The organism is Halomonas sp. 7T, from assembly GCF_025643255.1.
GTDB lineage: Bacteria > Pseudomonadota > Gammaproteobacteria > Pseudomonadales > Halomonadaceae > Vreelandella.
In genome coordinates this window covers 3,313,932-3,328,240 of record NZ_CP087112.1, presented here as the reverse complement: position 1 = coordinate 3,328,240, position 14,309 = coordinate 3,313,932, and the positions used below count along the sequence as shown (strand labels likewise).

At 52.8% G+C, this 14,309-nt stretch carries 11 protein-coding genes; 5 read left to right on the top strand and 6 right to left on the bottom strand.

Translation table 11 applies throughout. The annotated features are described in order from the left end of the window. Positions 1-39: 39 nt before the first annotated feature. Complete coding sequence (locus LOS15_RS15615) at positions 40-3,555, bottom strand: indolepyruvate ferredoxin oxidoreductase family protein (protein ID WP_263066938.1); 3,516 nt, start codon at positions 3,553-3,555, stop codon at positions 40-42. A gap of 177 nt (positions 3,556-3,732) precedes the next feature. On the opposite strand from LOS15_RS15615, the gene LOS15_RS15610 reads away from it, so the two are divergent. Both LOS15_RS15610 and LOS15_RS15605 read left to right on the top strand, forming a co-directional pair. Next, positions 3,733-4,215 (top strand): Lrp/AsnC family transcriptional regulator, encoded by a 483-nt coding sequence (locus LOS15_RS15610; protein ID WP_263066937.1) that lies wholly within the window; start codon positions 3,733-3,735, stop codon positions 4,213-4,215. Positions 4,216-4,450: 235 nt separating this feature from the next. Continuing rightward, positions 4,451-5,506: a TRAP transporter substrate-binding protein gene (locus tag LOS15_RS15605; protein WP_263066936.1), complete on the top strand. Its 1,056-nt coding sequence runs from the start codon at positions 4,451-4,453 to the stop codon at positions 5,504-5,506. Positions 5,507-5,571: 65 nt separating this feature from the next. On the opposite strand, the gene LOS15_RS15600 is transcribed toward LOS15_RS15605, so the two are convergent. Together LOS15_RS15600 and LOS15_RS15595 are read right to left on the bottom strand one after the other, a co-directional pair. Next, a complete protein-coding gene (locus tag LOS15_RS15600) occupies positions 5,572-5,808 on the bottom strand; it encodes a hypothetical protein (protein WP_263066934.1) in 237 nt (78 codons plus the stop codon). A 5-nt stretch (positions 5,809-5,813) separates the two neighbouring features. Beyond that, entirely contained in the window at positions 5,814-7,493 is a 1,680-nt protein-coding gene (locus LOS15_RS15595) for an FAD-dependent monooxygenase (RefSeq protein WP_263066932.1), read from the bottom strand. Between the two features lie 162 nt (positions 7,494-7,655). Here LOS15_RS15595 and LOS15_RS15590 point away from each other — a divergent pair, with 162 nt between their 5' ends. Both LOS15_RS15590 and LOS15_RS15585 read left to right on the top strand, forming a co-directional pair. After that, entirely contained in the window at positions 7,656-8,441 is a 786-nt protein-coding gene (locus LOS15_RS15590) for a helix-turn-helix transcriptional regulator (RefSeq protein ID WP_263066931.1), read from the top strand. 152 nt (positions 8,442-8,593) lie between these two features. Beyond that, complete coding sequence (locus LOS15_RS15585) at positions 8,594-9,040, top strand: DUF6455 family protein (protein WP_263066930.1); 447 nt, start codon at positions 8,594-8,596, stop codon at positions 9,038-9,040. A gap of 63 nt (positions 9,041-9,103) precedes the next feature. On the opposite strand, the gene LOS15_RS15580 is transcribed toward LOS15_RS15585, so the two are convergent. The 3 genes from LOS15_RS15580 to LOS15_RS15570 all read right to left on the bottom strand — a co-directional run bounded on the left by LOS15_RS15580 (position 9,104) and on the right by LOS15_RS15570 (position 13,038). After that, positions 9,104-10,564 (bottom strand): sodium-dependent transporter, encoded by a 1,461-nt coding sequence (locus LOS15_RS15580; RefSeq protein WP_263066929.1) that lies wholly within the window; start codon positions 10,562-10,564, stop codon positions 9,104-9,106. A 367-nt stretch (positions 10,565-10,931) separates the two neighbouring features. Next, positions 10,932-12,494: a sigma-54-dependent transcriptional regulator gene (locus LOS15_RS15575; protein WP_263066928.1), complete on the bottom strand. Its 1,563-nt coding sequence runs from the start codon at positions 12,492-12,494 to the stop codon at positions 10,932-10,934. A 67-nt stretch (positions 12,495-12,561) separates the two neighbouring features. After that, complete coding sequence (locus tag LOS15_RS15570; protein ID WP_263066926.1) at positions 12,562-13,038, bottom strand: Lrp/AsnC family transcriptional regulator; 477 nt, start codon at positions 13,036-13,038, stop codon at positions 12,562-12,564. 129 nt (positions 13,039-13,167) lie between these two features. Here LOS15_RS15570 and hppD point away from each other — a divergent pair, with 129 nt between their 5' ends. Continuing rightward, positions 13,168-14,274 (top strand): 4-hydroxyphenylpyruvate dioxygenase, encoded by a 1,107-nt coding sequence (gene hppD, locus LOS15_RS15565; protein WP_263066924.1) that lies wholly within the window; start codon positions 13,168-13,170, stop codon positions 14,272-14,274. Positions 14,275-14,309: the final 35 nt, after the last annotated feature.

The following is a 14,309-nucleotide window of genomic DNA, read 5'->3' as shown; positions in this document are numbered from 1 at the left end:
CACGCATTGCGTGGCCTTTTTTACCTCTATTGAGTTGCCTCAAGCGGCTTCGACAGCGATGGTCTTCGAGCGACCTTCACGTAGTTCCTTCAACAACGTCTCGCGGCGCTCGTTGGCTTTCTCAGCGGCAGTTTCACGGACTGGTCCGAAACCACGAATCTCTTCCGGCAGCTTAGCAAGCGCTAAGACCGTGGCGTGATTCGTGCCATCAAGACGCGCCACTAACTCATCAAGAAGCTGTTCGTAGTCCGCCAATAAGGCGCGGTCGAGCTTACGATCAGCGCTGAAGCGGAAAGGGTCAAGCGCCGTGTTGCGCAAACCGCGCATCTTTGCCAGAGCGCCCATTGCCTTCAGTACCCAGGGGCCGAAACGACGCTTCACCGGACGCCCTTGCGCATCTTTACGCCCCCCCAGTAGCGGCGGTGCCAAATGGAAGGTTAGCCGGTAATCACCCGAGAACGTCGCTTTGACCTCATCCAGAAAATCGCTCTGGGTATAAAGCCGCGCCACTTCATACTCATCTTTATACGCCATCAAACGATAGAGCTGATGGGCGACAGCTTCACTCAATGCCTGGCCGCCTTTTAGCGCTATTTCTGCTTCACGCACTTTGGTCACCTGAGTAACGTAACGCTCAGCCCAGGCACGGTTCTGATAGCGCTCCAGGTGGCGACTATTACGCGCCACCACCTCGTCCAGCGTGGCATTCGCGGATAGCGGCATCGTGTCCAGGTGCTGCTGGAGGTAGTCGGGTTCTACCGCTGCCAAGCGGCCCCAGGCAAATGCCTGACGATTCTTTTCTACGGCGACGCCGTTTAGCTCCAAGGCGCGCTGCAGCGCAGGTTCAGAAAGCGGCACCAGTCCCTGCTGCCAAGCAAACCCTAGCATCATCATATTGGAAAACACCGTATCGCCTAGCAGCTGTTCCGCCAGGCGATTGGCATCCAGCGAGGCAAAGCGCTCCTCGCCTACCGCGTCACGTAGCATGTTAAGGCGTTTGCTGGGCTGCATATCCGCATCGCGATAAAGAACGTAATCCGCCGTGGCTAGCTCAGCTAAATTCGCCACAATGCGCGTGGTCGGCTGCAGCACGTTCAGCGCTTTCTGGGAGCTAGCCACCACCATGTCACAAGCGATCATCGCATCGGCCTGACCGGCTTCGATGCGCACCTGATTCAGCTCGTTGGGCTGTGCAGCTAAGCGAACATAGCTAAGTACCGCCCCGCCTTTTTGCGCAAAGCCCATAAAGTCGAGCACGCTGCTGCCCTTGCCTTCCAGGTGTGCTGCCATGGTGATCAGCTGCCCGACCGTCACCACACCCGTGCCGCCAACGCCACCCACCAGCAAGTCATAAGGGGCTGCCAAAGGGGCAATGGAGGGGTTAGGCAAATGCGATATACGTTTCCAAAAGGCATTATCTGCCGTGACACCTTGCCCTTTACGCAGCCCGCCACCTTCAACAGTGACAAAACTGGGGCAAAAACCGCTGACGCAGGACATATCCTTGTTGCAGGACGACTGATCGATTTTGCGCTTGCGACCTAGTTCGGTCTCGCGAGGCACCACCGATAAACAGTTGGACTGTACGGAGCAATCACCACAGCCCTCACAGACATGGTGGTTGATAAACACGCGGCGGGCAGGGTCTTCCATCAATCCACGCTTGCGCCGACGGCGTTTTTCAGCCGCGCATGCCTGGTCATAAATCAACACGGTGCAGCCAGGAATTTCGCGCAGTTCACGCTGTAGCGTGTCCATCTCTTCGCGCCCGTGGAAGGTTACCTGCTTAGGAAACTCCTTTTCATGCCCCCGGTACTTCTCCGGCTCGTCACTGACCACCATCACCCGGCGAACACCTTCATCCAGAGATTGTCGGGCAATCATGGGCACGTTGATTTGCCCGTCCACAGGTTGGCCGCCCGTCATGGCAACCGCGTCGTTGAACAGAATTTTATAGGTAATATTAACGTTGGCAGCTACGGCCTGGCGCACTGCCATGGAGCCCGAGTGAAACCAGGTGCCTTCGCCCAAGTTCTGGAAAATATGACCGTTACCCGTAAAGCGGCTCTTGCCCACCCAGTTAACGCCTTCGCCACCCATCTGAATTAACGATTCAGTACTGCGGTCCATCCACGAGGCCATAAAGTGGCAACCAATCCCCGCCAGGGCTTTACTGCCTTCCGGCACCTTGGTCGAGCTGTTGTGTGGGCAACCGGAGCAGAAATAGGGCATGCGACGTACACCGCCGAGCTCCTTAACGCCCGCTTGGCACGCATCCACCGTTGCCAGCTTGTCGCTAAAATCAATCTCGAAAAAACGCGCTAGGCGTTCTGCCACGAAGCCTGCCAAGAGACGCGGGCTTAGCTCTCCCACATAAGGAATCAGCGGCTTGCCAGTTTCATCCTGCTTGCCGGTCACGATGACCTCACCGGGGTGATCGGGCTCCGACATGTACTCTTTCAGCTGGCTTTCAATAATGCCGCGCTTCTCTTCAATGACCAGCACCTCACGCTTGCCATGAATAAACTCAAGAATGCCGGGACGATGGAGCGGCCACACCATCCCGACTTTGTATATTTCTACCCCTAACTCACGCAGCTTCGCTTCATCCAGCCCCAACAAACGCAGCGCCTCAAGCAAGTCCAGGTGTCCCTTGCCCGTTGTCACCAGCCCAAAGGTCGCCTGTTCTTGGCGAAATAAATACTGATCAATCGGGTTGGCCGTAGCAAATGCCTGCACGGCGGCCAGCTTGTGCTCAATGCGGGTCTCTAGCTGCGGCCCCGGCAGGTCAGGCCAGCGATAGTGCAGCCCGCCTTCCGGCGTATCGAATTCCGGCGTTATATAGTCAGGCAAGGGAGGCACCTCGACTGAAGCACCACTCTCTACGGTTTCAGACACGGCTTTGAACCCCACCCAACAACCCGAGAAGCGTGACAGTGCATAACCCCATAGCCCAAAGCGTTCATACTCCGCCAAAGACGCAGGGCTCACCACCGGCATAAACCACGCCATAAAGGCGACATCCGACTGGTGTGGCATGGAGGACGACACACACCCATGGTCATCACCCGCGACCACCAGCACGCCGCCAGTCGGCGAACTGCCGTAAGCATTGCCGTGCTTTAATGCGTCGCCCGCGCGATCAACCCCAGGCCCTTTGCCGTACCACATGCCGAAGACACCATCGACCTGTCGCTCAGGATCCGTCTCTACCTGCTGGCAACCGAGCATCATGGTGGCAGCCAAATCTTCGTTGATGGCAGGCACGAAATCGATGTGATGCGCTTCCATGGCGGCTGTTGCCCGCCAGATCTCTTGGTCCACACCGCCCAAAGGCGAGCCACGGTAGCCGCTGATAAGCCCTGCCGTGTGGCGGTCATCGCGGCGATCAAGCTCCGCTTGGCGTAAGGCGATACGTACCAACGCCTGGGTGCCGGTGAGAAAAATACGGCCTTCACCACGGCTGTAGCGGTCGGCCAGTTGATAGTCATCAAGTGCAATATCGAGCGGTTGGGTAATAGAGCCCGTCTGCTCAGCCATTGAGGGGGTGGTCATGGTCATTCACCAGTACGGTTGAAGAGTTATGGTTGTAATACGCTTGAGTCTAGCCAAGAGCGCACTAAAGGTGCTTGCTAATTCACTCTTCAAAAACCTGATTATTAATCATTACTTTCATTTTTTTATTTTTGACGCAATGATATTCAACAAACCACAAATAAATGAAATAGCTCTATGAAAGAAACGACCAAAGAAATCACCTTAGACAGGCATGATCAGCGCATTCTTACCCTGCTACAGCAGCAAGGACGCATTACCAATAATGAGCTCGCGGAACAGATAGGTCTTTCCCCCGCCGCCTGCTGGCGACGGGTAAAAGCATTGGAAGAGAGTGGCGTTATCCGCCGTTTTGCTGCGTTGGTGGAGCCCAGCCTAGTGGGCCAGCCACTATCAGCATTGGTCATGGTGACGCTGGTTCGCCACCACATCGACAATACCGTTGAGTTTGAGCAGCGCATCTTGCAGTATCCCGAAGTGCTGCAGTGCTATGCCACCACCGGCAACGCCGATTTCGTGCTGCGCGTAGTGATCGAAGACATGGCGGCTTACGACCGCTTTCTAAATGAAAAACTCTTCACCTTGAACGGTATTTCCCAGGTCAGCTCTAATTTCGTGCTGCGTAATATCAAAGAAGAGACTGCTATCCCGATTCGCTAAAGCTAAACGAGCGAATTCATGACGGCCAAGCACAGATAGCTTTATAGGTAATACCCAGAGTCTAAAAACAAGACTTAAGTATAAAACTATACTGTTTAAAATTAGTTGCCACTGAAACTATCTAAAGGCAAGGTAAGCGATGTGATTTACGCCTCCCGAGAAGACGCCACATGCTCGGCGTCAGGCGTTACCAATAACAACATAGACGTTAATAACGTCGTTTTGGAGTTTCAGCATGAAACAACCCACTCGCTTACTCATGGGCGCCATTGCTTTTTCAAGTATGGCGTTCAGCATGTCTTCTTTTGCCCAGGCAACCATCACCGTTAGCACCTGGGGCGGGCCTAATCACGGTGTGAATACGATTGTTTGGCCAACCTGGAAGGCGTGGATTGAAGAAGCCACTGATGACCGTGTGACAGTAGAAGTGGTGCACGATATGGGGCCACCTCCTGCACAAATGGAGATCGTTGCTGATGGTATTGCGGATGCCAGCTGGATTTTTCACGCCCACATGGCGGGACGTTTTCTAGCAACGCAACTGCCTGAATTTCCCACGTTCGAGGAGTTCTCTTCAGAAGATGCTTCTGCTGCATATTGGCATACCCATCAAGAGTATTTGCAGCAAGCCAATGAGCATCGTGGCGTTGATGTGGTGGCGATGGGCGTGCATGGCCCAGGCCAAATATTTACCCGTGATCAAGTAAGCTCAATTGATGAGCTTGCTGGCAAACGACTGCGTGTTGGCGGCGGTGTAATGAGTGGCTTAGCCGAGGCAATGTCGGTAACCGGTGTCTCCATTCCGCCCACAGGTACCTACGAAGCGGCCTCTCAAGGTGTTGTTGACGGTGCGATGCTAACGCTTGAAAGCTTACGCAGCTTCCGCGTGGTTGAAGTAGCCCCGCATACCCTGACCGTAGACGGCGGTTTCTACCGCGGCAGCTTTGCGATTGTGATGAACCCGATGTTCTGGGAGCAAGTCTCGGACGAAGACCGCGCGGCGATTGAAAGCGTATCGGGCGAGCGGCTTTCACGCTTGTTTGGCTATATGATGGATGTTTCCGACCAGCGCGGCGTTGAGTTTGGTGAAGAAAATGGCGCAACCTTTACCCAAGCATCGGAACAAGACATTAATTACCTACGTGGCGTTGCTAGCAACTTGCAGAATGACTGGAGTGAGTCAGTAAAGAACCGCAATGTTGACGCGCCAGCAGCACTTGCCTTCTTTCATGAACAGTTATCCCATGCGGCAGCTGAAGAAAGTATTGAAGCGAGTGTTGTTAGTCACTAACTGAGCCGCTCTAGACGACAGAGGGGAAGTGCTTTCCCCTCTTCGCTCTCCCTATTCACCTGCTTTTAACTGCCCTCCTCATCCATTTGGATGCCCTCGCGCGCCTCATTAATCGCTTCCATTACCTGACCGATATCGGGAATTCGGTGGGCAAGAGCCAGGGCCAGCTGGGCAAGCAAGAGCGTGTGCTGTGCCTCAGGTACCGAATCCAGCGTGACAGCCAACTGTTCATAGACCTGTTCAAGGTCGGCAAACGGTAAAGCGGCTTGTGAAGAGACGGTGGGTGTCGATATCGCGGTCATGCGCATTATTCTCCCAGTGCTGTCTTGAAGGCGCGGTTAAGGGAAATCGCTTCCAGGACTTTCCAGCGGGCGGTGATATGACGGTCAGGCCGCACTAAGTAAGCGCTTCCAGAACTGGCGTCATAACCATCAAAGCAGGCGCCCTGGTGATCAATCAAGGTGGTGAAAGGCGCTGAGCTGGCATGGCGAGCAATTACCAACACAACCAAACCACTGTAGTGTTTCTGAAGGTCAGCTAAAGCGGCCTGTAGCTCAGGCGTGAAGCTACCATCTTCACTAAACACCAGCAGGTTAAACCCCGTTCCCAAGTGATCGAGCAAGAAGCTGTTGTCGCCTAATCGGCGATTGATTAGCGGTGCGCCAGGTATTGGACCTGCGCTAAAACGGGTGTCATCCTCTGCCGTCACCGGACTTTCAGCATAGGTGTAAGGCGTGACTTGCCGAGGGTCGGCAAAAAGGCTTGCGTAGTCGTTACGTAGCGCCAACGATAATGCGGCATCCCGCATCAATCGATACCCTTGACTGGGCGGGGTCATAAAGCGGGTGCTCTTACCGGCATTCGCGAAGACTTCTAGTGTGGCACCGCGTCGTTCTGGACTATAGCTATCTAATAGCTTCTCGGAAGCCTTGTCGTTCAGTACCCAGGCTAGTTTCCAGGCAGCGTTAACCGCATCGGCCAGACCATTATTCAGCCCACGCACCCCAAAAATGGGCACTAAATGGGCACTGTCGCCAATAAACAGCACACGGCCATGGCGATAATCGTCCAGGGCCAGCGTGTAGGCTTTGTAAAGGCTCCACCACTCAAGCTGCCACTCATCCTCTTCGCCTAGCATCTCGATGATCATGCCAACGCGTTCACGAATAGCGCTCTCGGTAACGGCCTGCTCGGGATCTTCATTTGGCAACAGTTGATAGTCGATACGCCAAATACCATCAGGCTGTTTATGCACCAGCAGAGTAGATTCAGGCATTACGGAAGGGCTGAAAAACGCCCTGCGCTCGGTCGGAAAGTCAGACGCCATGCGTACATCAGCAATCACATAGCGCCCTTCATAGGACTCACCGTGCAGCGGCAGATTAAACGACTTGCGCACGCTACTGCGCCCACCATCCGCCGCCAGCAGATAATCAGCCTCCAGCTGATACTCCCCCTTCGGAGTGGAAACGCGCAGCGTTATGCCGGTATCACTTTGTGTAGCATCGCTAACGGCCTGCTGCCAGCGCATTTCGATTAACGGGCTTTCCATCGCTTTGTCGGCCAGAAACTGCTCAATATACTGCTGCTGTAGGTTGTACATTGGCAGAAAGCGCTCGTGCTCTGAATGCGGCATCTCAAAGCGATAGACTTCCTGATCATGGAAATAGGAGCGCCCACATGTCCAGCCAAGCGCTTTGTTAATAAAGCGCTGCTCAACACCTAATTGCTGAAGTATTTCCAAGCTATGGCGGGAGAGACAGATGGCTCTGGAGCCATCATTCAAGGTCACTTTATTATCAAGCAGTACTGACGCAACACCTTGACGCGCGAGCTCCAACGCGGCGGCAACGCCCACCGGGCCTGCCCCCACAATGGCAACCCGGTGCTGTTTTTTCTCACCTTTTAATTCACCGGGACATACAAAGGGGAAATGCGGATAATCGAAATACAGCGAGTCAAGTTCACCCCTGCCTGCTGGTCGCATGACACTCTCCTGTGGCTATTATTTTTAAAATGGGTGTTGTACGAAAAGGTATATAGGCCGTATAGCGATAGCCTACACTGAAGGTTTTAAGGGGGTTGTCCCGTAAAAAACGGGACATAACGGCCTATCGGCTTTAACTCATCAGGAGATGGCGGGAAACACGTGAACGAAACGGCTAACACCCAGCTAACCGAATGGGGAAATCTGCTGCCAAGCGTTGCGGCCTGCATCGAGGCAGTGGAAAGAGACCACTTCGAAAGCCAACTGCTTGCGTTACTGCATCAAGCCGTGGGTATTGAGCAATGTATGATTTTTGGCTGTTCAACGAACGGCGACATCGACTGTTTGCTGGCTTCTAATCATCAGCTTCCGCGAGTGGCTGATCGTTTAGCCCGCCTCTACGTGAGCGGCCTGTTCCGACAAGACCCTAATTACCTGCAACTAAGCCAATTGGCAGTCCAGCAAGAACCGAGCTCTAGCGACGCGTTGACCACCATGCAGGTGGAAGCGATGTCACCAGCATATCGTAGTCACTTATTTGCGTTTCCAGACCTGATCGACAAAGTATCGCTCAACATTGCTGCAAAAGAAGGGGCTTATTATCTCAATCTCTATCGCGGCCCACAGAGAGGCCCCTTCACCCCAGCTAACCTGGATTGCTTGAATAGCATAGCGCCGCTGTTGACCAGTTTACTTCGCCGCCATTACAGCAACGCCCCCGCCAGACCCGAACAGCTTAGTGCTCGCGAAGCCGCTGCGCTGGCCCCGTTAACTGATCGCGAGCGTCAGCTGTGTCTCTATTTGCTGCGTGGCCACACACTCAAAACAGCGGCGGCCAAACTCGACATCGCTTTTTCAACCACAGAAACCTACCGCAAGCGTGCCTATGCCAAACTAGGTATCGCGTCAAAGGCTGGCTTGGTCGCGCTTTGTAAAGCTTCAGGGTAGCGCGTTATTAACCCTGTCATCGCCGCTTAACGACAAGCAATACCGCCTCTATATTTGTTTCACTTGAAACCAAATTGATCCGCGTCAAGATAATTCTGCGCTTAGCGGTTGATACTGGCGTTATCGTCAACAACACCGGAGGGAGAATCATCATGGCTACTGCTAAAAAAACAGAGACCACCTCTTGGTGGGAACGCCTAACTGAGCGCTGCTATGCAACGTCAACCGCAACGCTCGCCCGCAACGTAAAACAGCAAGCAGGCGCTAGCTATGATGCGCTTATCAATGATTTAGAAAGACCGCTAGAACCTCACTTCGAGCGAGAACTAGCAAGGCAGCTGGCAACCGACCAGCCTGCGCATTTCAGCCCAGCCAGCACCTTGATGCCCGTAATGATGCAGCGCTTTGGTCTTCAGGTGAAAAGCCTGGAAGAGAGCGGCCTAGCTAATCATGCTGACTATGTTGCACTGCGTGATACCTGCAACGCCTGTGCCGTCGTTGGCGATTGCTGGAAAGCAATGCGAGCCCATGCCGAGCTAGAGGAGTGCCGTCACCTATGCCCCAATGCAAACGCCTTTGACGCCTTAGCAGCACGCTAACGCAAAGCGCTCCCATCGGCTGATGAGAGCGCTTTTTTTACCTTAGCCTTTTCAGCAATGGTTTCAGGAAGCTTGGTGACGCAGTCGTGGGCTAGCCAGTTCTCCCACCACAGTAATTAGCACTAGCAGTGCCAACAACCATGGCCACTGAGTACCGACCTGGAGGGTCGCGAGGCCCAGCGCATCAATGAAAATTAGCACGATGCCTAACGGACTGACATAACGCACCATAAACAGCCACAGCATATGCTGAGTGCGGGTAAGGCCAAGCTCTTGCCTGAAAATTTCATTGCGCAGCAGGAAGCCTGCCATCAGCGCCATACCCAAACCGCCTAGCGGCATCATCCAGCGAGAGGTCAGGTAATCCAACCAGTCGAAGAAGTTACGGCCTGCCACCGTCCAATCCGCACCCATATTGAACGACAGCATTGCCAAGGTGCTCACCAGCCAGAGCACAATGCCCACACCCCAGGATGCCCGTTTACGCGTCATCCCTTTGCTTGCAACGAGCCAAGCCACGGTCGCTTCGATCATCGAAATTGACGACGTAAGCGCAGCCATCGACAGCATTACAAAGAACAACACACCAAACAGCGTACCAAACGGCATTGCCTGGAAAGCCAAGGGCAAGCTCATAAAGATCAACCCTGGCCCTTGGCCGGGATTCATTCCGTTAGCGAAAATAATCGGGAAGATAGCCAAGCCAGCCATCAGCGCGACAACGGTATCAGCAATGGCCACACTGAACGTCGTGCGCGCAATAGAGTGACCTTCTGGCAGGTAAGAGCCGTACGTCAGTATCGCACCGGAGGCCAGCGACAAGGTAAAGAAGGCATGACCCAGCGCCGCTAAGAGTCCTTCACTGCTTAGCCCTTCAGTATTGAAAGAAAACAGAAACGACCAAGCATCAGCAAAGCCACCAGAGAAAGCACCGTAGCCAATCAGTATGCCCAGCATGATAACCATGCCCGGCATCATCCAGCTGACACTCTTTTCAATGCCTGCTTGTACGCCCTTGCCCACGATGAGCATGGTCAACACCGTCACCAGCGTACTCCAAGCGCCTAGCGTGAAAGGGTTGGCATTATTAGCGGCGAAAATTGCCGCCATGTCATCGACGCTGTTGCCCGCCAGTCCGCCGCTTAGCATTTTCCATAGATAGGAAAATGACCAGCCAGCAACAACAACGTAGAACGACAGAATCATGAAACCACACAGCATGGCCATCCAACCGAAGATTGACCAGAAACTGCCACGTCCCGACTCGTGTACCACTCGGCGGATAGCATCAATCGGGCTGCCCCTGCCACGGCGGCCAAAACTAATTTCAGCCATCATGATAGGCACACCTACCGCCAATATGCAGGCCAGATAGACCAGCACAAAAGCGCCACCGCCAAACTCGCCGGTGATGTAAGGAAACTTCCAGATATTACCCAGGCCCACGGCAGAACCAGTGGCTGCGAGTACAAACCCCCAGCGGCCCAGCCACAGCGTTTTGGGAGGCGTATTTGTCGTTGTCATTGGGGAAACCTTATCAATTTATATTGTTTTTAGGCTATTAATTATGGACAGCTAAAACAGCTACTTAAGAGCGACTAGCGGCCTATAAAAGCCAACCAACTGCGGTCAATTAGTCATAAAGAGCTATCAATAAAGAGTCTATGGGCATAGCCAGAGAGCAGGAATGGGGTGAAATCAAATTAAGTGAGGCGCTACTCACGTAAGCAGGGCTTAACTGTAAACCAAACGTTACAGCTAGAAGAAAATGCCGAAGAATAGGGTCCCGTGGTGGTACTTTCCTGACGATCTGTAAATAAATCGTGACAGCTAATTTTCCTGCCAAAAGGAATTGTTAAAAATTTTCTTATGCGTTGTTTCAAGTACCGCCTCAGGTGTCGTCTTGAGCACCAATGCCATAACGCCTGAGTTTATTGGCAATGGTGGTATGGGAAACCCCCAACCGCTTGCCTAGCTGACGGCTGGAGGGGTACTGCTGATACAGCGTACTTAAGATATTTTTCTCTACTGCTCCTAACATGCCGCTCAAGCTTCCCTCTAGGGGTATGCCCGCCAGCTCAGGCGATACGTCACTTTGAGGTAGACGCAAATGCACCGGCTGAATGGCTTTCTCTTCACATAGCGACACCGCTTGGAACAGTACATTTTCCAACTGACGCACATTTCCCGGCCAGTCGTAGCGGGTGATTTTTTCCAACGCCGCAGGCGAAAGCTCAGGCAAAGGGCAGCCTATCTGACGTGCTGCACGATCAAGCACATAGGCCGCTAACTCTTCAATGCCGTCCAAGCACTCGCGTAACGGAGGCATCTGCAGCGAAAGCACATTGAGCCGATGATAAAGGTCCAGCCGAAACAGCCCTTCGTTGCACAGTTGTGGCAGGTTCTGTTGCGTGGCACAGATCACTCGGACATCCAGAAAGGTTTCTTCGTCGCTACCTACACGCCGAAAACCGCCATCCTGAAGAAAACGCAACAATTTTGTCTGCAGGCGCGGGCTCATTTCCCCGACTTCATCCAGAAAGACGGTGCCACCTTCATTAAGCTCCAGAAGGCCAAGCTTTCCTTCTAGCCGAGCGCCTTCAAAGGCACCGGGTGCATAACCGAAAAGCTCTGTCTCAGCCATTGATTCGGGAAGCCCGGCACAGTTAAGCACCACAAACGGCGCTTGCCCGCGGGGGCTTGCTAAATGACAGGCACGAGCCACCAGCTCTTTACCAGTGCCCGTTTCCCCTACAATCAGCAGCGGTGCATCTAGCGGTGCCATACGTCGCGCCTCGTTGATCACCTCTTCCAATCGCGAACTCGACTGAAAGATAGCTTCAAAGCCACGCAGTTCCTGGCGTTGTACCTGATAAATCCGTGCACCAATACGGTCGGCACGGTGCAACGTCACCACCGCCCCGGCTAATGAATCTACCTTGGTGTCTTCGGTGTGCAGTGGCGCAATATCGGCAAGATAGGTGTCGCCTTTCAGCTTGATCCGTAGCCCATTGATGCGTGAGTTATTGCGGCGAATCACCTCGGGAAGATCGACTTCGTCAAGGTAACGATCCAGCGAGAGTCCTGGAACTTCTTGAACACGCACTCCCAATACCTGCACAGCGATGCGGTTGGCCGCCACAATCCGCCCCTGCATATCTATCGACATAACAGGATCAGAAAGCGAAGACAGTAGCGCATCTAATTCCAAATGGCGGCGCTCGCTGGGCATCAAGCTCGCGCGCTTAACGCCAAACACCCCAGGGATAGCTTCCAGCACCGGCTTAAGCGTACTCAACTGCGCATTAAGCAACTTCGGGACATGTAAATAGATGGTATTGCCCTGCTCCCCGCCAACCTCGCCCCGGGCGACATTAATTCGGTAATCGGCAAACTGGGCCACTATATCGCGAAGAATACCGATGCGATTCTGACAGTAAAATTTAAGACGCATAGAACTCTCACGGCGTAAAAATCAGTTACTTAGAGGCTTGCCTAAAATTGACGATGTCGGAAAGCACCTAGCTACCACTCACCGGCAGCCCCTGCTCCTCTTTCATACTGCGCAGTATGATTTCAGAACGAACCTGGGTGACATTAGGATGAGGCAATAAATGGTGATGAATAAAGTCTGAAAACTCGGTGAGATCTTTGGCAATAACGTGCAATACATAGTCTGCATCTCCCGACACAGAGTAAGCCTCACGCACCATGGCATGCTTTGTCAGTAACGCGACAAAATCATCATCCATGCTTTCACCATGTGCTTTGAGATTAACCCGAGTGATCGCACGTAAGCCAAATCCAAGACTGTTGGCATCAAGCCTAGCCGAATACCCCTTAATTACCCCTTCAGCTTCTAAGCGCGCTTTGCGTCGGGAACATTGAGAAGAGGAAAGGCTGACGCGCTCACCCAGTTCTGCGTTGGTAAGGGCTGAATTTTTTTGCAACGCTGATAAAATTGCAAGATCGTAACGATCCAAAGAAATTCCGTGCACAAAAACCTCCTGCTACGCACAAGTTGTGCGCTATTTGGCGGCATCTTAAGTGAGTTTGCAACCTAATTGCACCGTCTCTTCCCTATACTGAGCTTGTTAATCTACAAGACAATAATAGGAGAAACAGCGATGGGTCCTTTTCCTCATGACGCCCCTAAAGTCACCATAAGCGATGCCAACCCAGCGGGTACGGATGGCTTTGAATTTGTTGAGTTCGCCCACCCAGAGCCCGAAAAACTAGACAGCCTATTTAGGCAAATGGGTTTCGTTCCTGTCGCTAAACACCGTGACAAATCGATTACCGTTTACCGTCAGGGTGATATTAACTATCTGCTTAATAGTGAGCCTGATTCCCATGCATCAGCGTTTATTGAGGCGCACGGCCCTTGTGCACCGGCCATGGCTTGGCGTGTTGTTGATGCTCAGCATGCGCTGAAACGTGCCGTTGATTTAGGGGCTGAAGAGTTCACCGGCAGTAAATCCATTGATGCACCGGCAGTTATTGGCATTGGCGGCTCGCTGCTTTACTTTATTGATACGTATGGTGAGAAAGGCAGCTGTTACTCAAATGAGTTTGAGTGGCTAGATGAGGAAGATCCTAAGCCTAAAGGCTTTGGCTTTTACTATCTTGACCACCTCACTCATAACGTTATTCGCGGCAATATGGACACATGGTATAAGTTTTACCATGACACCTTTAACTTCCGCGAAATACGCTACTTCGATATCACTGGTAAAGTCACTGGCCTAACAAGCCGCGCTTTAACCTCTCCCGATGGCAAAATCCGTATTCCCATTAACGAGAGTGCCGACGATCACAGCCAAATTGAAGAGTACTTACGCGAATATAATGGCGAAGGCATTCAGCATATCGCCATTGCAACCGACGATATCTATACCGGCACTGACTTAATTGCGACGGAGGGACTTGAATTTATGCCTGGCCCGCCGAGCATTTATTACGAAAAATCGCTTGAGCGCGTCAAAGACCACCAGGAGCCTCTTGATAAACTGCGTAACCGCGGCATTTTGATTGATGGCGAAGGCGTGGTGGGCGGTGGCGAAACCCGAATTTTGCTACAAATTTTCTCAAAAACGGTGATTGGCCCGATCTTCTTCGAGTTTATTCAGCGTAAAGGCGATGACGGTTTTGGAGAAGGCAATTTTAAAGCACTCTTCGAATCCATCGAAGAGGATCAAATCAACCGAGGCGTATTGCAAGGTGCTGCTGAATAGCAGTAACGCTGAATAACAATATTAGCGATGCCAAA